This is a genomic window from Defluviicoccus vanus (assembly GCF_014672695.1).
GTDB classification, from domain to species: Bacteria; Pseudomonadota; Alphaproteobacteria; order Rhodospirillales; family Defluviicoccaceae; genus Defluviicoccus; species Defluviicoccus vanus.
The window spans coordinates 1,696,643-1,716,175 of sequence record NZ_CP053923.1; the positions used below are offsets into that span (position 1 = coordinate 1,696,643).

Genomic DNA, 19,533 nt, shown 5'->3' on the forward strand with positions numbered 1-19,533 from the left:
GGTCACCTCTTGTGGCCCCACGCTGCCCTGCTCAGGTTGACGCCAGATTTGTTGCATCAACCGCTGTTGTTTCGTCAACCGGACTCGTCGCATCGACCGCAGCTTGCTCGCCAGGGAGCGGCTCAGTTGCCAGATCGCCGAGGAGATGCCGTGCCTCCTGCAGATGGTAGGCAACTCCATCCAGGTCCTGGTGCGCCTTGTAGACCCAGGCATCACCCCAATAGAGGTTGCAACTTGTCTCTGCCCGCAGCAGGTGCCAATGTGCCTCCGCCAGTTGCGCCTGTGCGTCGCCCGCGTGATCGGGGACGCGATCGGCGGTGCCTTTCAGGTGATGGAACTCNNACCTGAAAAGGCGATGGATGCGAGCCATCGCATCGCGCTGCGCCTGGCCGCCCTGCCACTGATGAAAATTCCAACCGTGATGTTCGTCGGTGTTCCAGGCCCCGCGACGAACGGTCACGTAGCCGTGGGCGCCGAAACGGTTGAGGTAATCATCGATAAAGGTCGGGCGCATCGCCGAATTGCCGGCACGGATCTGCTCCATCGCTTCCCGATAGAAGTAGGTCCAGAAATTTGCCAGCGGATTAACATTGCGGAACCAGCCACCATTGTCGCCGTCCGATGCGGTGGCAACCAACGGTGGGAAATCGCACCAGCGGGTCCGTTCCTGCAGTTCATTGTAGAACCAGCCATATTCCATGCCGGAGAGTTGGGCGTTGGACAGGTCACGGTCGCGGGAGATGATGACGATCTCTGAATCTTCATAGCGGCAGAGATGCGGCCGATAGCGCAACTCCTGCCACGACATGTTGTCCACCGGGTCGATGTATTCGCAATCGACCATAACGTAACGATACCCCGCCTTGACCAGGTGCGGGATCAGCTTCATGTCGAAACCCATCTCTGGCGGCCAAAAGCCAGGAAAGCGGTTGCGCCAAAAGACATGGCGGGCAAGCGCCTGCCAGCGGTAAATCTGTTCGTCCCAGTCCGCTTCGGGGATCAGCGCCAGCACCGGGTGGTAATAGCCCGTGCCAAGGATCTCGAAGATCTGGCTGTTCTGCAGCGCCCACAGCAGCGTGCCGCAATCGACACTGCCGTAGACGCGGCGCTGAAACTCGGGGTGGGACAGCGTTTCAAGCAGGCTGCCAGACATCGAAAGGTGCACGCGGGCCAAATCGGCGTAAGGCCAAAGCGTCCGCGGCATTCTATCGTAGGCGAAAAGGATCTCTTTGACTTCCCATTCGTTGGTGTGAAGCAGATCGTCCAGATTGCTGGGCGGCTGATGCAGGTTGAGCACCAGTGCATGATAGATCTCGTTCATCGATCCCCTCTCCCGGTTCGGTTCCTTTTTGCGCCTGCGCAAACGCTAGCCTCTGCGGCACGCTGGGGCAACCGTATCGAGGCCGGCGGCCTCATCGCAGGCGATACCATGTCGGTGTATAGCGGCAGGCCGCAGACACTGCCGGGTGCAGCGCCTGGATTTGGCAGCATGATTTGCCTCTGGCGATGGGCGCTGCTTTGCGCCAGGCCCCAGCGTCCGCCGCTCGCATCGTGCGGGGAGACGAGCGCCGAAACGATGGGGATCGGCCCCCTGCCGGGCCGCCCGCTGCCGGCCTATGGCGTAAACCAGATATCGGGGTTGACGAAGCTTCCTCGCCCTTTTATCAGCCTATTAAGGGACAATGCTCAGCGCGTGATATTTCTATTCCGGTCCGGCGTACGGCTGCTGGCGAACCACTTGACAAGCGGAGCGCCCAGCAAATCGCCAGAAGCGCAGCCGCTACCGGCGGGATGGTGTCCCGCGGCCATCGACAACGCAGATGAATAGTCCTCAGTCGCCCTGGCATCTGCCGGGGTTTTGGCTAAACTGAGCCTAGCAAACTGTCCTCTTTGGGGGAAACAGGGAATGACGCAGCACAACCACGACGACATCGTAAAGCGCGCGCATGCGATCTGGGAGCGCGAAGGATGCCCCGACGGCATGGCTGGTGAACATTGGGCCCGTGCTATTGCTGAACTCGAAGAAGCCGCTGCTGCCGCAGAAGCAGCAGAAGCAGCAGAGGCTAGGGCAGAAGAAGCGGCGAAAGCCAAGGCAGCAGCGGAAGCTGCCGTAGCCAAGGCAGCCGAAGAAGCGGCAAAGGCCAAGGCAGCGGCGGAAGCCGCGGCAGCCAAGGCGGCCGAAGAAGCGGCGCAGGCCAAGGCAGCAGCAGAAGCCGCCAAAGTGATAGTTGTGGAGGAGACTGCCAAGGTCAAACCCGCGGCAGCGAAGGCGAAGTCGGATACGGCAAAGCCGAAAGCGACACCAAAAACGAAGACAGACGGCGCTAGCAAACGTACGCCGGCCAGCAAGAAGAAGAAGGCATAAAAACCTCCGCCGGTCGTTGCGGCAGCACCCAAGATCCGCGAAGAGCGCCCACGGCGTCTTGGGCAGCCAGCCGTCAACGAGTCATCTCGCGGCTCCTGTCCAAAGGGGGAGGTCAACCGCGGTGTCTTCAGCGTCTAGCTGGAAACGCCGTCAATTGCAAAACGCCAAAGGGGCACTCGCCACGGGATTGGGTCAAGCCATGATAAAACAGTCAGCTGACAGTGAGCTCGAACGGATCGTTCACGGCGACCACAACGATCCCTTTTCGGTCCTCGGCATGCACACGGAGACGCTCGGCGGCAGCGACACGATCGTTGTCCGGACGTTCCAACCGCAGGCCCGACAGGTCGCCGTCGTCGACCGTGCCACCGGGAAGGTTGTCGCCAATCTGCCGTTGATCCGCGAACAGGGGTTGTTCGCCGGCCCGGTGGAAGGCAAGCGCCAGCACTTTGATTACAGCCTACGCATCCTGCCGCACGGCAACGACGATGCCTACGACATCGAAGATCCCTATCGCTTTGGGCCGGTGCTGGGCGAACTCGACATCCATCTGCTCGTCGAGGGAACGCACTTGCGCGTGTTCGAAAAGCTGGGCGCGCATCCGACCACGCTGGAAGGAGTCGCGGGTACGGCATTTGCCCTGTGGGCGCCGAATGCCCGCCGGGTCAGCGTCGTTGGCGATTTCAACGGCTGGGATGGCCGCCGCAACCCGATGCGCTGCCGCTACGAATGCGGTGTGTGGGAGATCTTCCTGCCGAACGTCGGCGCGGGTGACATCTACAAGTACGAGATCAAGGACCGCTTCGGCAACCTCATGGCGCAAAAGGCCGATCCTTTCGCCACCGAGGCCGAGCAGCCGCCGAGAACCGGCTCGGTGGTTCCTGACCCGACCGCATATACCTGGAATGACGGTGATTGGATGCGCAGCCGCGCCCATCACAACGATCGCGACGCCCCGGTCACAATCTACGAGGTGCATCTCGGCTCCTGGCGTCGGGTGCCGGAGGAAGGCGACCGCTACCTGACCTATCGCGAGATCGCTGACCAGTTGATCCCCTATGTCAAGGACTTGGGGTTCACCCACATCGAGCTGATGCCGGTGCACGAGTATCCCTTCGATGGCTCCTGGGGATACCAGCCGACCGGCCTGTTCGCCCCCACCAGCCGCTTCGGCAAGCCAAACGATTTCAAGTACTTCATCGACTGTTGCCATGAGGCCGGTATTGGCGTCCTGATCGACTGGGTCGCCGGTCACTTCCCGAGCGATCCGCACGGCCTGGACTATTTCGATGGTACCCATCTCTATGAGCATTCCGACCCGCGCAAGGGTAAGCACATGGACTGGGACACCATGATTTATAACTACGGTCGGCGTGAGGTCTCCAACTACCTGCTGTCGAACGCGCTCTACTGGATGGAGGAATTCCACATCGACGGCCTGCGCGTCGATGCCGTCGCCTCGATGCTGTACCTCGACTACAGCCGCNNAAAGGAAGGCGAGTGGATACCAAACATGTTCGGCGGTCGCGAAAACCTCGAAGCGATCGATTTCCTGAAGCGGATGAACGAACTCGTCTACGGCAACCACGAAGGCGTGATGACCGTGGCAGAGGAATCAACGGCTTGGCCGATGGTGTCCCGCCCCACCTACCTCGGCGGACTCGGCTTCGGCTACAAATGGAACATGGGCTGGATGAACGACACCTTGCGCTACATCAGCAAGGAGCCGATCCACCGCCGCTACCACCACAACTTGCTCACCTTCGGCCTACTCTACGCCTTCACCGAAAACTTCATCCTGCCGATCTCCCACGATGAAGTCGTGCATGGCAAAGGCTCGCTGTTGAACAAGATGCCGGGCGACTCTTGGCAGAAGTTCGCCAACCTGCGCTGCTACCTTTCCTTCATGTGGACGATGTCAGGTAAAAAGCTGCTGTTCATGGGCTGTGAGTTCGGCCAGGGCGAAGAGTGGCAGTACGCCAAGAGCCTCGACTGGCACCTGATGGAATACCCGTTGCAAAACGGCGTGCACAGCTTGGTGCGTGATCTGAATAACCTCTACCGCTCGCAGCCGGCGCTTTACGAGACCGATTGCTTCCCCGAAGGGTTTTCCTGGATCGATTGCCACGACTCCGATAACAGCGTGATCTCCTATATCCGCAAGGCGGCCAATGCGGACGATTTCGTGGTGGTCATCTGCAACTTTACCCCCGTCGTGCGTAAGAGCTACCGTATCGGTGTGCCGCAGGATGGTCCATACGCCGAACTGCTGAACACCGATGCCGCCTGCTATGCTGGCTCCGGCGTTGGCAATTCTGGTCGTGTTGACGCCGATATCATCGGCGCGCACGGGTTCATGTACTCTTTGGTGCTCGACCTGCCGCCGCTCGCAACGCTGGTCCTCAAACCATATCCGCGTGAGAAAGAAGAAGAGATCGCGGAAGAAGAAATCGTCGAAGAGATCGTGCCGGCAATTGAGCCGGAACTGAAGGTGCTTGCGGTGACTACAGACGATGTTACGATTGCAAAAGAAAAGACAGTGTCGATAACGACAACAGGGGTGACGGGCAACGATGGANNAGCGCAAAGCCGACTACAACCCGGTAGTCCTTCCCCTCTTGGCGCAACCTGGGACGGGCGAGGTGTAAACTTCGCCCTGTTTTCAGAGAACGCCGAGAAGGTCGAGCTATGCTTGTTCGATTCCACCGGACGGCGCGAGACCGAACGTCTCGTGCTGCCCGAGTTCACCAATCTTATCTGGCACGGATATGTCACTGGTCTGCATCCGGGACAGCTCTACGGTTATCGCGTCCATGGTCCGTACGAGCCGCGGCTTGGTCATCGCTTCAACCCGAACAAGCTGCTGATCGATCCGTATGCCACCGCGATCGAAGGTCAGGTGCTGCTGACCGATGTCCACTTCGGTTATCGCCGCGACAGCTCGCGCGGCGATATGTCCTTCGACAAGCGAGACAGCGCCCGTGCCATGCCCAAGTGCCGCGTGGTTGAACCTGCGTTCACCTGGGGACCCGAGCGCCTGCCGAATACCCCCTGGTCGCAGACCGTCATCTACGAACTGCACGTCAAAGGGTTCACCAAGCAGAACCTCCAAGTCCCCGAGATCGAACGCGGCACCTTCTCCGGTCTCGGCTCGCCGCCGGTCATCGATTACCTGGTCAAGCTGGGAATCACTGCGGTCGAGTTGCTGCCCATCCATTCAATCACCGACGAACAGCACCTTATCACCAAGCAGTTGCGCAATTACTGGGGCTACAGTTCGATCAACTATTTTGCCCCTGATCCACGGTTTCTCAGCCGTGGCCAGATCCGCGAATTCAAGATCATGGTGGCGAACCTGCATGCCGCCGGGATCGAGGTGATCTTGGATGTGGTTTACAACCACACCGCTGAGGGCAACGAGCTTGGCCCGACCCTGAGCTTTCGCGGCATCGACAATGCCTCCTACTACGTTCTCGCCAGCGACAAGCGCAAATACGCCGACTTCACCGGCTGCGGCAACTCCGTCAACATCCGCCATCCGCGCGTGTTGCAAATGGTCATCGATTCCCTGCGTTACTGGGTCGAAGAAATGCACGTCGACGGCTTTCGCTTCGATTTAACCTCGACGCTGGGACGGGAGCAGCACGGATTCGATCCCCACGCGGGCTTTTTCGATGTGGTGATCCAGGATCCGGTGCTGTCGCGGGTGAAGATGATCGCCGAGCCGTGGGACATCGGCCTCGGTGGCTACCAGCTCGGCAACTACACACCCGGCTGGGCGGAGTGGAACGATCGCTATCGGGACACGGCGCGCCGCTTCTGGCGGGGCGACGCCGGGGTGGTCGGTGAGGTGGCAGGGCGGTTGACTGGCTCGGCCGATCTGTTTCAGCGGCGTGGCCGGCGTCCGTGGGCCAGCATCAACTTCATTACCGCCCACGACGGTTTCACCCTGCACGATCTCGTCAGCTATAACCAAAAGCATAACGAGGCCAACGCCGAACACAATCGCGACGGCACCGACAACAATCTCAGCTGGAATTGCGGTGTCGAAGGCGAGACGAACGACGAAGGGATTCGCCGCCGCCGCGAACAGGACAAACGCAATCTCCTGGCGACGCTGTTGCTGTCACAGGGAACGCCGATGCTCACAGCCGGTGATGAGTTCGGCCGCTCCCAGGGAGGCAACAACAATGCCTACTGCCAGGATAACGAGGTCAGTTGGGTCAAGTGGGAGGGACTGCGCCCCGACGATGAATCCCTGCGCGAGTTTACCCGGCTGCTGCTGCAGCTCAGGCGGGACTACCGGATTTTCCGCCGCAGCAAGTTCCTGACTGGAGAAGCGGCCAACAAAGGCGAGCAAAAAGATGTAACCTGGCTCACCACCGAAGGTCGGGAATTTACCGTTGCCGATTGGACGGCCACTAATGCCCGCTTTCTCGGCGCATATCTATTTGCTCCAGCCGCCACTTCCGATAGCGGTGAGTTTGAGTCTTTTATTTTGCTGTTGAATGCCGGCGACGGCGATGTTTCTTTTAAGATACCGGCTCCGAAACTTGCGCCACACTGGCGACTGATCTTCGACACCGCGCGCTGGGACGGCAACAGCGACGGCGGCGCGACCTATAGCGCCGGCCACTCTTATTCCCTACGGGGTCGATCATCCGTGCTACTGCAAGACAAATAAACGTTTACGAAAATGGAAGGACGATCATGACGAATGCCCGTGGCCTCGACCGCTTGGCGGAACTGGCCGGTGTCGAGTCCGATTATTGGGACATCTGGGGCAATCATCATCGCGTCGACGACGCGGCAAAGGGGAATATTCTTGCCGCGCTAGGCATCGCTGCCGATTCGGCGGCGGCCATCGCCGCCAGCCTGACACAGCTCGAAGACGCCCCCTGGCAGCGTTTCCTCCCCCGTCGTTGTCGCGTACGAGAACAACCCGGTCGAGGTCTCGCTGTGCATCCCTGCCTCCCGTCTGTCCTTGCCGATCACCGGTGAGTTGATCGAGGAATCCGGCCTCCGCCACGAACTGATTGTCCAACCGGACGACGCCCCACTCACTGACCGGCGGGTCGTCGACGGTGAGGAGCGAGTCTTGCTCAGCGTCGTGCTGCCGTTGGACTTGCCGCCCGGTTACCACTCCCTGCGGTTGGCCGAAACCTTCGATGGCTCGACGCAGATCATCGTCGCCCCGCAGCAGGCCTATCTACCGCCAGTGCTGGCGGAGGGGGCGTGTTTGGGGCTTGGCAGCTCAGCTCTATACCCTGCGACGTCCGGGCAACTGGGGCGTCGGTGACTTCACCGACCTGCTTGCCGCGCTGGACGTCAGCGCCGCGGTGGGTGCCGACGTCCTCGGCCTCAATCCGCTGCACGCGCTGTTCCCGCAGCAACCCCACTGGGCCAGCCCCTATTCGCCGGCCAGTCGCCTGTTCCTCAATCCTATCTACATCGACGTCGAAGCCATTCCCGAGTTTGCCACCTGCATCGAAGCGCAAACGCTGGTACGCCACAATGCCGATCTACTCGATAGTTGGCGGAGCAGTCCATATGTCGACTACCCGCAGGTTACCCGATTCAAACTGAAGGTACTGTACGCCCTTTATGAATGGTTCCGCCGCCCCGGCAAGCCGGAACAGGGTAAGCCGGAGACGCGGAAGTCGGAACGCACGCTCCGCCACGAAGATTTCAATCGCTTCTGCGCCGCAGAGGGTGAACCGCTGCATCGCTTCGCCCTGTTCAATGCCCTCGCCGAAGCCTACCCTGGCCTGTCCTGGCAGCAGTGGCCGGAAGAGCTGCGCAGACCGGATTCGCCACAGGCAAAAGCGTTCGCGAACGAGCATGCGAACCGCGTCGAGTTCTACATGTACGTCCAGTGGAACGCCGGCAACCAGCTCACTGCGGCACACGAAAAGGCGCGCGCCGATGGCATGGCGATCGGCCTTTATGCCGATCTCGCCGTCGGGGGTGCCCGCGAGAGTGCCGATTGCTGGGGTAATCCAGAAGTGATGGTTCAGGGTGCCAAGATTGGCTGCCCACCCGATCCCTTCAATATGCTGGGCCAGGACTGGCAAATCCCACCTTTGCACCCGCTCACCCTGCGCGAGCGTGCGTACGCGCCCTTCATCGCCATCCTCCGCGCCAACATGCGCTATGCAGGGGCACTGCGCATTGACCACGTCATGGCGCTGCTACACCTGTTTTGGATGCCGGCCGACGGTACCCCGGCCGGTGGCGCCTACGTCAAGTATCCCTTCGAGGAAATGCTGGCGGTACTGACGCTCGAAAGTCAGCGACATCGCTGCCTTGTCGTCGGCGAGGACCTGGGCACCGTTCCCGATGGCTTCCGCGAGCGGATGACGAAAGCGAGGATCCTTTCCTATCGCGTGCTCTACTTCGAAAAGGCGGGTGACCGCTACCGGCGGCCAAGTGAGTATCCAGCCAACGCCCTGGCCTGCATCTCGACCCACGACCTGGCCACGCTGTGGGGCTACTGGGACGGCGTCGACATCGACCTCAAGGAGGAACTTGGGCAGTATCCCAACGCCACGGCGGCAGAGGAAGAGCGCACGGCCCGCATTCACGACCGTTATCTGCTGCTGAAGGCGCTGGCAGCGGAGGGCCTGCTGCCGGCGGGACGCGATCCGAACAACGTCGACGGAATGGCCATGGACGCGCCGCTAGCGGCAGCGTTGCATACCTATCTCGCCCGCTCGCCAGCGCAGATCCTGCTGGTACAGATTGACGACCTGATGCAGGAAAACGAGCAAATCAATCTGCCCGGCACTGTTGACGAACGTCCCAACTGGCGACGCAAGCTATCGAAGCAGGTCGAAGACCTGCCATCGCTGGCGACGCTTGCAGCGATGAAACCTGCGCTCGAGGCGCGACGTCAGCCACCGAAAAGTCCGTCAATACGGTAGGACGCTCAGCGCCCTATTCGCGAGGGCCCACCGGGTCGTTGGCATTTGCAGCCGGCCGACGACCCGTCTCACGTGCACAACAAAGGCCCTACGCCTGCCTACAGGTCACACCAGCAGCGAATGCCGCTGGTGTGACCTGCCGGCTCAGTAGCACGGGTTCTGGTAGTCCACCTGCTGCCAACTGCCGATACGATAGATCTCCACCGGATTGACCTCGGGATCGAGGCGGACGCCCTGTTTAGCGTTGCGCCAGAGGTGGCGGCGGGCGGTCAGCAATTCATCCACCTGGAAGGTCTGTCCCGGTAGCAGCCCCATTGCTTCGAGCGGAAACTCGATTTCGGCGACGTGCGGATCGAATGGATCGAGATTGACAACGAAGAACACCATGTTAGTGCGATCGTCGGTCATCTTGCCGTAGAAGAGAATGTTGTCATCGTCGGACGGGTAGAAGCGCAGATTCTCGAACTCATGCAATGCCGGGTTGTCTCGGCGGATGCGGTTAATCTTGGTGATGAAGTCCTTGATGTTGCCCGGCCGATCCCAGTCCCAAACCTTGTACTCGTACTTCTCCGAGTTAAAGAACTCTTCCTTGCCCGGAACAGGCGTCGCTTCACACAGTTCGTAACCGTTGTACATGCCGTACACGCTTGACAGGCTTGCGGCGAGGGCGAGGCGGATCATGTGCGCCGGCCGGCCTCCCGTCTGCAGGTAGGGTGGGTTGATGTCGGGCGTGCTCGGGAAGAAGTTGGGGCGCATGTACTCCTTGGCATGCCCCTGGGTCAGTTCGATCAGGTAATCGGTGATTTCCTGCTTGAAATTGCGCCAGGTAAAGTAGGAATACGATTGCTGGAAGCCCACCTTCGCCAGCATCTTCATCATTGGCGGCCGGGTAAACGCTTCCGCGAGGAACATGACTTCCGGGTCTACCTTTCGCACCTCGCCAATCATCCATTCCCAGAATGGGACCGGCTTGGTATGCGGATTATCGACGCGGAAGATTTTTACCCNCTGCTCCACCCAGTACAGGACCACCGACAGCAGTTCCTGCCACAGCGCTTCCTGGTGATCACCGTAGAAGTTGAGGTTGACGATGTCCTGGTACTTTTTCGGCGGATTCTCCGCGTACTTGATCGAGCCGTCCGGTCGGAACAGGAACCATTCCGGATGCTCCTTCACCCACGGGTGATCCGGCGAGCACTGAATGGCGAAGTCGAGCGCGACTTCCATCCCCTGGGCATGGCAGGCGCGGACGAAGCGACGAAAGTCGGCGAGGGTGCCGAGGTCCGGGTGAATCGCCTTATGTCCACCTTCCGCCGCGCCAATCGCGTAGGGGCTGCCCGGTTCGCCGGGAAGTGCCACCAGTGCATTGTTCTTGCCCTTACGGTGCAGCCGGCCAATCGGGTGAATGGGGACGAAGTAGATCACGTCGAAGCCCATTGCCCGGATCTCCGGCAGGCGATCTTCGCAATCCGCGAGGGTGGCGCTTTTGCCCGCCACCCGTCCCTGCGAACGGTGGAACATCTCGTACCAGGCAGCGAACCGTGCCTCCACCCGGTCGACGGTGACCATCAACTCGCGGTCGTAGCGGACCGCCAGGGAACGATCGACGGCCCGCGTCATCGCCGCGCGAAGACCGGCATCAAGCAGCAGCGTCGCGCGCACACTGTCCTGGTGGGTATCGAACGCCGAAAGCGCCTGCTGCATGCGCGCGAGGTCGGCGGCGGACGTCGCCCGCGCCTGCGCGTCGGTCACCAACGAGCGTCCCTCGATCAGTTCCAGCGCCACCGTTTGCCCGGCGCCGATCTTCTTCTCAAGCTCGAGGCACCAGGATTCGTAGGCATCCGTCCATGCCTCGACGGTATAGACATAGGTGGCATTGTCCGGCAGGGCGAAACTGCCGGTCCAGCGGTCGAGCCCCGGATTGATCAGGGACAGCGGCGTTTCCTGCCACTCCGTCGCGTCCAGCCGGCGATAGAGGACAACTGCGGCCAGCTTGTCGTGGCCGTCGCGAAAGATCGTCGCCGCGACTTCCAAGCGATCGCCGACCCCGCGCTTCACCGGATAGCGGCCACCGTCCACCTGCGGCTCCACATCCTGAACGACGATCGGTCGGCTGTGTAGTTCCGCGCGCAGACGAAGGCTGATCCGGCTGTCGCCGGGACGACACGTCCGCGCCGGCACCTGTTGTTGTGTGATCACCGTGGTCATCGATCCCTACCCCTTCCGCCGCCGGCCGCTCGATGGCGGCCGTTGCTGGTTTATGTCTCAGGCGCGGGTGAAGACGCGAACCTCACCCGGTGCCATTGTCACTTCCATGCCCCGCCGCANTCGTTTCGCTGCGGCCACCGGGGTGATCTCCCTGCCTTCGCCGATATCATTGTCAAGGCCGTCGAGCGGCGCGCTGACGGTGGCCCCGTACTCGGTGTTAAGCAGCGTCAGTACCCAGCCGGGGCCACGCATCGCCCGCCGCAGCAAGGCACAGATGCGCCCATCGCGCAGCACGAATGCACGCTGTGACCCTTCTTCATTAAGCACTGGCACCGCCGCCTTCATCTTGTTAACGTCGGCAATATAGGCGCTGATATCGAATTGCGGTGTTTCCCAAAAGCTCGGACGGGTATCAACCACGTGCAACTTGCGCCGGAATCCGTATTCGAAGCCGATCGGGATCATGACGCCGGATGAGAATATTGCCGAGAACAGATAGGCGTTGCGATAGCGCCGCTCCACATCGCGCGGCGCCGTCAGCCCTTGCTGGGCCAGATCGCTGGTGAGGCGTTCGGTGTCGTGTGACTCCGGAAAGGCGATCGACGGCGCGATACTGCGAAAGCGCTCGTACTGCTCCAGCAGCCAACCCTGGCGGAAGTCCCACCACTTGGCGCTGTTGAACAGGTAATCGAAGCCAGCCCCGCGCATGGCGTCCACCTGCTCCATCATCGCGCCGAGGTTCTCAGCAACAAACAGAACATCGGGGTTGACGCTTTGCGCGGCGTTGAGCAGCTGGCGCCAAACATCCTTCGGCACCTTGTAGGCAGCATCGCAGCGGAAACCGCCGACGCCAAGCCTAGTGTAGTGGCGAACAAGTTCGGCGAAGTAATCGATTATCGCCTGGCGCTCCGGGCGATCCTGGTAGTTTATTTCGGCCAGATCCGCCCACACCGTCTTGTTGTTTGGGTTGCCTGGATCAAGCGCGAAGGGCGAGCGCAGCGACCCGTCGGGTTCGCGTTCGAACCACTCGGGGTGCTCGGCGGCGATCAGCGAATCCTTGGCGGTGTGATTGACCACCAGATCCATCATCACCTTGATACCCTGGCGGGAGGCCGCTTCCAGATAACCGGAGATCAGCCGATCCGGCGTCTCGCTGGAATTACCGCGAAACATCGGGTTCAGCGTGTAGTAGTCCTTAACCGCGTAGAGACTGCCGGAGAAACCCGGATAGTGGATGGGGTTAAGGAAAATCCAGTTGAACCCCATCTGCGCAATGCGTTCCAGATGGGTCTTCCAGGCATCGACGGGTCCGACCAGCGGCGGGAAAANATTATATATACGGGCGCCTTCGGCCACGTCCCACTCCCTTGTTTCTTGTGTTCTTGTCGTTCGCGATACGTCTACTGTGGCGGATCCGCTGCCGCGGCGCTCCTAGGAGCGACCACCCTCGACGAGCGCGTTGTAAAGTTCGAGTGTCTGCTTGGCAATGCTCTGCCAGCTATAGTGGTTGACCACCCGCTGACGTCCAGCGTCACCCATGCGTCGCGACAGGTCTGGGGTGGCGACAAACCGATTGATCGCTTCCGCCAGCCCGGCGCTGAACCGGTCAGGGTCCATAGGATCGTGCGGCGGCTCCGCCGACAAGGTGGCATCGACAATGAAGCCGGTCTCCCCGTCCACCACCACTTCGGGAATGCCGCCGACGTTGCTGCCGACGACGGGCGTCCCACAGGCCATGGCTTCCAGGTTGATGATGCCGAAGGGTTCGTAGATGGAGGGGCAGCAGAACACGGTCGCTTGCGAGTACAGCGCAATCGCCGAGGCGCGCTCGACCATCTCCGGGATCCAGACGATGCCCGGCCTGCGGCGCCTNNTCAGCTCCGCTACAATTTGCTCCAGTTCGGCCTGCAGTTCAGGCGTGTCGGATTCGCCGGCGCAAAGAACGATCTGAAGTTGCGGGTCGATGCGCTCGATCGCGCGCAGGAGATAACCAAGCCCTTTCTGGCGAGTCATCCGGCCAACGAACAGGACATACGGCCCGCTGTAGTCGATGCCATAGCGGGAGAGAATGTCCGGGCGATGCACTGGCTTGTATTCTTCGGTGTCGATGCCGTTGGCGATCACGTGGACACGCTCCGGCGCCACATCGAACAATCGCAGAACATCGTCACGGGTGCTGGTCGAGACAGCAATGATGGCGTCGGCCATCTCGACTGCCGTTTTTTCCAACCATGCGGAGAAATCGTAGCCGCGGCCGATCTGCTCCCGCTTCCAGGGACGCAGTGGCTCAAGCGAGTGCGCGGTAATCACCAGCGGCACACCGTACATGAGCTTGGCGAGAACGCCACCGAAGTGGGTATACCACGTGTGGCAATGGACCACATCGGTGTCGATACCCTGACCGTTGAAGGCCAGACAGGTCGCCAATGCCCGCAACGGCGAGATCAGTGGCACCGGACAGCCGGCAAACTGTGAGCCTTCGATCTTGGTACCGCGTACCGTCAGCCCGCCGTTGACGAGCGACTGATCGTGGAAACTTCGCACCTCGACCGAAACCAGCTTCGCCAGTTCGCGGGACAGGTACTCCACGTGCACTCCTGCACCGCCGTAAATGTGAGGAGGATATTCGTTTGTAAGGAAAAGAATACGCATCGGCGATGCTCCAGCGCGGCGGGAGATTGCGCTGTATCTACCCTAAGACGGACGATCGTCAATCGCTTATCCGCCTATAATGCATGCGGCGGCATCGAGCCTGCCACAAACACGATCTGCTGCCTCATACGGGGAAGTCGGGGACAGCAAATCCGCTCGATGGTCGGGCAGCCGTGGCAGTTAGAAACCGCTTCTGCTGCCCCTCGAGCACCAAGCAGGTGAGCCGGTTGCCGTAGCAGGCGCCGGTATCGATGCCGATCCGATTGCTGCGGACATCGGGCTCCCGGGTCGTGGTGTGGCCGTGCACGACGACGGCGCCGAAGTGGTTATCCGACTCGAGAAATTCGTCGCGAATCCAGAGCAAGTCGCGTTCGGTCTGTTCGGCGAGCGGCTTTTCCGGATCGATACCGGCGTGAACGAAGAGGTAGTCGCCCACCTGATGCATCAGCGGCAACTGCTGGAGAAACCTGACATGCTGTTGCGGCACGGTCCGGACCAGTTCGTCGCGCATGACCGTCAGCCGCTTTGCCGCGCCGCCACCATCCGTCATCCGGACGCCGTAACTGCAAATGGTCGCGTCGCCGCCATAGCGCAGCCACTGCGGTCCGCCCGTGCCGTGCTGGAGAAACTCCAGCAGTTGTCGGTCATGGTTGCCGAGCAAGTGGACGGCGAAAAAGCCACGCAGCGGCTGCTCGATGAGCAGGTCGATCACTTCGCGGCTTTGCCAGCCGCGGTCGACGTAGTCGCCCAGATAGACGACCTGCAATGTGGTCAGCGGCGACACGTCGGCACAATCGGCGCGGATCGCCTGGTGCAACTGCCGAAGCAGATCGAAACGTCCGTGAATGTCGCCGATGGCATAAATACGCATCCCAGGCGGCACCGACGCCGTGCCAACCCCGATCTGGGGCGACCGCTGCCATAGCCGCTTCAAGAGATGGAGGGGCATAAGCCAGCGATTGGCAGGAGGCGAATCAGCAGCTTGGTCGGAACCCTCAACCGACCGCGGCGCTCCGGCGCAAGTGCGTCAATGCAGCGCCACGATCTCGGCAAGACGCCTTCGGCACACTCGGTCAAGTGTTCGTCATCCTTTTCGTCGCCTCGTGTTGTCGCCGATCCGGCTTTTTCGACGCACAGCCTCTTCGTCACCCTGGGCCAGGGTCGCCAGGAACCCAAGAGTAGGACCGTTTCGCCGGCAGACGGCGTGATACACGTCATAGTTGAAGCTATGATTCCATCATAAGCTTTCTATCGAAGTGGCGCTATCGCCGTCATCCACTGACTGCAACCGGGGCCGCAACCGGACATGAATTCCGAACACGCATTTTTCCTGCCGTGCCTCCGCCAGGCCCTGATCGCCATGCTCATCGGCAGCATCGGCTGGAGCCATGTCAGCCAGGCAGTCGAACCACCACCACTCCCGGCCGGGGGACGGCCTCGTCTCACTGCCTTGCTCGAAACGGCAAAGGCGCCCAAGGCTGTTTGCGTCAATACCGAGGAACTGGCCAATCTGCTGCTCACAGCACCGGACTACACCACCGAAATCCTCACCCTCGTCGCGCACGCCATTGCCCCGAAGGCGCCCCCGCGCCAAGCAGCCCGCAGCCGATTCGCAGCCAGCCCGGCCTCAGCATGCCACAGGCCAACGATGAATCGCAGTGCAACTGCCTTGCCGAGGCCGCCGGCACAGTGATAGCCGTCATTCCCAATCGCAGCGCGCAAATTTACCAGGCGCTTAGCGAAATCACACCGCAATGCAGTGTTGTCGTCGGTAACCGGATGCGTCAGGTGCTGCTATACGGGCAACCGGTCTTTACCATGGCCGCATCGTCCGGCAATGCGCCGCCGTCCTCAGCGCAAACAGGGCCCTTCAACTTCTGTGCGTACGGCGGCCTGTGTAGTGCACCGTTGCAGAGCGGCGACAATCACGCAGAAAGTCCCACGAGATTACGAGGTAAGGGTTGAAACCGACGGGTGTATACGATTGCTTTTCCGCATTCGGAGGGGTAGTTACTCAGGATGTAAAAGCTGTCGTGAAGACATGCCATAGCGTGTGTCGGTAGCCTGGCGGAAGGGGTGAACAATATGATCTTGCAACGGGTCGGCTTGGCTTTGACGGTATCGGTGCTGTCAATCGGAACCTTCGTTCCTGCAGGTGCGCAGGAGGAACCAAGGTCAGCGCCGTTTACGGTGCGGCCTGCACCGCGCGGACCGGAAGAGCAAAGCAGTGAGCCCTATCGCGGGGAAACGGTGGTCACTCGTAGCCGACCGGAATATGATCCGCTTGGCATTCGTCTTGGTGGCTTCTACCTTTTTCCGCAGATGAATGTGTTTCAAAGCTGGAACGATAACATTTTTGCGTCAAAGAACGACGAAAAAAGTGACTTTATTACCAACGTCGCACCGGCGATGTCCCTGCAGTCCGACTGGGGACGGCATGCATTGAACTTTTCTGCCGGATCGAATAGTGCAATGTACTCGACATATACACGGCAGGACTATACGGAATATTTTGCTAACGCCAATGGTCGCGCCGATATCAGCAACGACTCGGCTTTGTTCGCTGGCGGCGGCTACGCTCATCGCTTCCTGTTCCCAGGCACCCCCGACTTCCAAGGCGCCGCTCGCGAACCCACTCCCTACAACACCGCCAACGGCTTCCTGCAGTTCAATCAGAACTTCGGTCGTATCCGCACGGTAACGGGCGGCCAGATCGAGCGCATTGTCTATGACGACGACACACTGCAGGATGGATCGAAAGTCTCGAATGCGGACGATGATCGGACGAATTACATCGGCTCAGTGCGCGTCGGCTACGAGTTGTTTCCCAATTATGAGGTTTTCGTCCAAGGCTCCGGCAATCGCCGCGAATACGACGATCATGACAATGTCGGCACGTTGAACAGGTCATCAACGGGCTATAATGCGATCACCGGTGTCGCTCTCGATCTGGGCGGTGTTGTCTTTGGTGAAATCTATGTCGGTTACTTGCAGCAGTTCTACGACGAAAGCGCGTACACGAATACCGGCGGTGTTGACGCGGGTGGTTCGCTGACCTGGAACGTGACCACACTGACGACCATCACCGCGCGCGCATCCAGGCAGATCAGCGAAACAACCCAGGACAACGTCTCGGGTATTTTCACGACGACGACCAGCCTTGACGTAGATCACGAACTACTGCGTAATCTCATCCTTAATGCCAACTTTGCCTTTGTTTCTGATAAGTACGAGAACATCAATCGAGATGATGAATATTATATAACTGGTGTTGGCGCACGCTACTTGATAAATCGGAATTTCTCCGCCAATCTTGGTTACCGCTTTGTCCAGCGGGACTCCAATCTGTCTAACGAAGAATATACACGTAACCTGGTCAGAATTGGTCTGCAGGCGCAGCTTTAAAGGTCGCTACAAGTTCACGTCTATCTCGTCTAGAATGCTGTCAAGAGGATTGCTTGATGAACGCGCGTCGCGGCATTGATGCATACCTGCTCCCGAGTATGCTGAGCTCATTTGTAGGCGTTGCCATCCTGCTCCTGGCAACGTTTCTTTCAGTTGCCCCGGCCTTCAGTGCGGACCCAGCCTATGTCCTGGGCCCCGGCGATAAAGTTCGGATAACCGTTTTCGGTCAGGAGGACCTCTCGGGCGAGTTCGACGTTGACGCCGCCGGGATGCTGTCGTTGCCATTGATCCAGGCCGTACCAGCGCAGGGACTGACGCCGCAGCAAGTGGAGAAGGAAATCGCCACCAAGCTCGAGCCGGATTTCCTGCGTAATCCGCGAGTCAACGTCGAAGTTTTGACCTATCGGCCGTTTTACATTTACGGCGAGGTGCTCAAGCCCGGTGGCTATCCGTACGTCAATGAAATGACCGTTCACAATGCCATCGCTTTGGCGGGCGGCTTCACTTACCGGGCGCGGACCAGTTACGTCATCATCCGTCGGACGAAGGATGGCAAAGTGACCGAGGAAGAAGCCAAACTTGACGCCAAGGTCGCGCCTGGCGACGTCATTGAGGTCCGCGAGCGGTACTTCTAGGGCTTGGCTCCTCTGGACGCGTGCTTGCGGTCATGAAAGCATCCATCTCGCTCTCCCGACGTTGGGTTGTCGCCCCGGCCCTGGCTGCCGCCCTCGCTATTCTATTGACCGCGATCCCGCGCACCATTGCCGCGTTCGTCTCCGGCGGTGGTGAGCCAGTCATCCGGACTATTCAGAATCAGCAGAAAGTATCGATCGAAGACCTCAAAACCGTCATTGATGCACAAAAGCGGGGACTGTTCTGGGTTAACGATGCTGAAATGGAGGCTAAACTTGGCTTGGCGCACCTGCTGATAGCCGAGCAGTTGGGCGCTGGCGATCCATCGGCAGTCATGCATCTTGAAAATGCGCGTCATGCCCTGCGGTCCAGTCTCGGACGATCGCCAGCGAACCCTTACGCATGGACCTTGCTTGCTTATGCCGAGTTCCTCCAACTCGGCACATGGCAAGAACCCGCCATCGCCGCGTTGCGCATGGCGGTTCTGACCGGGGCGCACGAGCCCCCATCCTTTGGTCACGATTGCGGCTGGCGTTTCTCGCCTGGAATACTTTCGGCAGCGCCGACCGGGAGTTGTTTGCCGAGCAGGCGCGCTATGCCTGGGACCTGGACCCGAAACAGCTTGCAACGTTGGCCATTGGCCTCAACGCCACCAATGCCGTCCGGGCGGCCCTTGTCGGCGATACGGCGGCAACGAGCGCCTTCGAGAGGCTCGTCGAGCAGCTGAAGGCTGGATCCTGAGGCGTTGAATGTCCGCAGATCAACGCCCCCAGTGCGCCATATCAACGCCTGAACACCGTCACGCTCGCGTGATACTTCCCTGGAAAAGTGGAGGCTGTGTTATGCGGCGTGAATCTCGGCTTGCTCGGGAGTACAGGACCCGAGTGCGGCTGGAGCCGTTGATGGTTGTCGTAGGTTTTGATGTAAACGGACAGATCGCGGCGGGCGGCGTTGCGACTGACATAGTGGGTGTGGTGGACGAGTTCGGTCTTCAGGATGTGGAACCAACTCTCCATCGGCGGCCAGCTTTCCATCGGCGCGTTGTCGCTGCAGCGTTCCGGTCGCGAACTGATCCATCACTACGACCGCGGCAGCCAATACGCCGCCGGCGATTACCGCGCATTGCTGGGAGCGAATGGCATCGTGCCGTCGATGAGCCAGAAGGGCAATTGCTGCAACAATGCGCCGATGGAAAGCTGGTTCCATACCATCAAGATAGATCTGGTTCAGCACACCACCTATCCGACCGACGAGACCGCCAAGCCGAACCTGTTCGCCTACATCTGTCAACGGCGGAGCAATTCTGGGCCACTGTAGCGGAGTAAAAGCAGGCCATTTGGGCGAGAG

Annotated in this window: 16 protein-coding genes and 2 pseudogenes; 11 read left to right on the forward strand and 7 right to left on the reverse strand. The window is 60.2% G+C overall.

All coding sequences use genetic code 11. The features are described from left to right. Positions 1–31 precede the first annotated feature (31 nt). Positions 32–1,321: a polysaccharide deacetylase family protein gene (locus HQ394_RS07690; RefSeq protein ID WP_190262753.1), complete on the reverse strand. Its 1,290-nt coding sequence runs from the start codon at positions 1,319–1,321 to the stop codon at positions 32–34. 585 nt (positions 1,322–1,906) lie between these two features. Between HQ394_RS07690 and HQ394_RS07695 the strand changes: the two genes are divergently transcribed. The 6 genes and pseudogenes from HQ394_RS07695 (at position 1,907) to malQ (ending at position 9,288) form a co-directional block, all read left to right on the forward strand. After that, complete coding sequence (locus HQ394_RS07695; protein WP_190262754.1) at positions 1,907–2,365, forward strand: DUF2934 domain-containing protein; 459 nt, start codon at positions 1,907–1,909, stop codon at positions 2,363–2,365. Positions 2,366–2,564: 199 nt separating this feature from the next. Further along, a pseudogene (glgB, locus tag HQ394_RS19740) lies at positions 2,565–4,775 on the forward strand (1,4-alpha-glucan branching protein GlgB); the annotation flags it as partial. A gap of 204 nt (positions 4,776–4,979) precedes the next feature. Then, positions 4,980–7,049, forward strand: a pseudogene (gene glgX / locus HQ394_RS07700) (glycogen debranching protein GlgX); the annotation flags it as partial. A 26-nt stretch (positions 7,050–7,075) separates the two neighbouring features. Then, positions 7,076–7,366 (forward strand): hypothetical protein, encoded by a 291-nt coding sequence (locus HQ394_RS07705; protein ID WP_190262755.1) that lies wholly within the window; start codon positions 7,076–7,078, stop codon positions 7,364–7,366. Then, entirely contained in the window at positions 7,329–7,664 is a 336-nt protein-coding gene (locus HQ394_RS07710; protein ID WP_407644735.1) for a hypothetical protein, read from the forward strand. The genes HQ394_RS07705 and HQ394_RS07710 overlap by 38 nt, the downstream gene beginning before the upstream one ends. After that, on the forward strand, positions 7,612–9,288 hold the full coding sequence (gene malQ, locus HQ394_RS07715) for a 4-alpha-glucanotransferase (protein ID WP_190262757.1): 1,677 nt from the start codon (positions 7,612–7,614) through the stop codon (positions 9,286–9,288). The genes HQ394_RS07710 and malQ overlap by 53 nt, the downstream gene beginning before the upstream one ends. Before the next feature lie 144 nt (positions 9,289–9,432). Here the strand turns inward: malQ and HQ394_RS07720 are convergent, their stop codons facing one another. From HQ394_RS07720 to HQ394_RS07735, 4 genes are all read right to left on the reverse strand, one after another. Further along, complete coding sequence (locus HQ394_RS07720; protein WP_190262758.1) at positions 9,433–11,496, reverse strand: alpha-1,4-glucan--maltose-1-phosphate maltosyltransferase; 2,064 nt, start codon at positions 11,494–11,496, stop codon at positions 9,433–9,435. A 57-nt stretch (positions 11,497–11,553) separates the two neighbouring features. Next, positions 11,554–12,852 carry an alpha-amylase family glycosyl hydrolase gene (locus tag HQ394_RS07725; protein ID WP_190262759.1) on the reverse strand — a complete coding sequence of 433 codons (1,299 nt, stop codon included), beginning with the start codon at positions 12,850–12,852 and terminating at the stop codon, positions 11,554–11,556. A 75-nt stretch (positions 12,853–12,927) separates the two neighbouring features. Beyond that, positions 12,928–14,148, reverse strand: coding sequence for a glycogen synthase (gene glgA, locus HQ394_RS07730; RefSeq protein ID WP_190262760.1), 1,221 nt, complete (start codon positions 14,146–14,148; stop codon positions 12,928–12,930). 124 nt (positions 14,149–14,272) lie between these two features. Then, positions 14,273–15,019, reverse strand: a complete 747-nt coding sequence (locus HQ394_RS07735) for a metallophosphoesterase family protein (RefSeq protein ID WP_223291941.1) — start codon at positions 15,017–15,019, stop codon at positions 14,273–14,275. Between the two features lie 435 nt (positions 15,020–15,454). On the opposite strand from HQ394_RS07735, the gene HQ394_RS07740 reads away from it, so the two are divergent. The 3 genes from HQ394_RS07740 (at position 15,455) to HQ394_RS07750 (ending at position 18,188) form a co-directional block, all read left to right on the forward strand. Beyond that, positions 15,455–15,841 carry a hypothetical protein gene (locus HQ394_RS07740; RefSeq protein ID WP_190262762.1) on the forward strand — a complete coding sequence of 129 codons (387 nt, stop codon included), beginning with the start codon at positions 15,455–15,457 and terminating at the stop codon, positions 15,839–15,841. A 392-nt stretch (positions 15,842–16,233) separates the two neighbouring features. Further along, complete coding sequence (locus HQ394_RS07745) at positions 16,234–17,553, forward strand: outer membrane beta-barrel protein (protein WP_223292060.1); 1,320 nt, start codon at positions 16,234–16,236, stop codon at positions 17,551–17,553. Between the two features lie 56 nt (positions 17,554–17,609). Next, a complete protein-coding gene (locus HQ394_RS07750; RefSeq protein WP_223291942.1) occupies positions 17,610–18,188 on the forward strand; it encodes a polysaccharide biosynthesis/export family protein in 579 nt (192 codons plus the stop codon). 101 nt (positions 18,189–18,289) lie between these two features. Here HQ394_RS07750 and HQ394_RS07755 read toward each other — a convergent pair whose 3' ends face one another. Then, positions 18,290–18,544: a hypothetical protein gene (locus tag HQ394_RS07755; RefSeq protein WP_190262764.1), complete on the reverse strand. Its 255-nt coding sequence runs from the start codon at positions 18,542–18,544 to the stop codon at positions 18,290–18,292. A gap of 164 nt (positions 18,545–18,708) precedes the next feature. Here HQ394_RS07755 and HQ394_RS07760 point away from each other — a divergent pair, with 164 nt between their 5' ends. Further along, positions 18,709–18,927 carry a hypothetical protein gene (locus tag HQ394_RS07760; protein WP_223291943.1) on the forward strand — a complete coding sequence of 73 codons (219 nt, stop codon included), beginning with the start codon at positions 18,709–18,711 and terminating at the stop codon, positions 18,925–18,927. 41 nt (positions 18,928–18,968) lie between these two features. Here HQ394_RS07760 and HQ394_RS07765 read toward each other — a convergent pair whose 3' ends face one another. Continuing rightward, positions 18,969–19,220, reverse strand: coding sequence for an IS3 family transposase (locus HQ394_RS07765; protein WP_190262766.1), 252 nt, complete (start codon positions 19,218–19,220; stop codon positions 18,969–18,971). On the opposite strand from HQ394_RS07765, the gene HQ394_RS07770 reads away from it, so the two are divergent. Then, complete coding sequence (locus HQ394_RS07770; protein ID WP_223292154.1) at positions 19,183–19,503, forward strand: hypothetical protein; 321 nt, start codon at positions 19,183–19,185, stop codon at positions 19,501–19,503. The genes HQ394_RS07765 and HQ394_RS07770 overlap by 38 nt on opposite strands. The last annotated feature ends 30 nt before the right edge of the window (positions 19,504–19,533 follow it).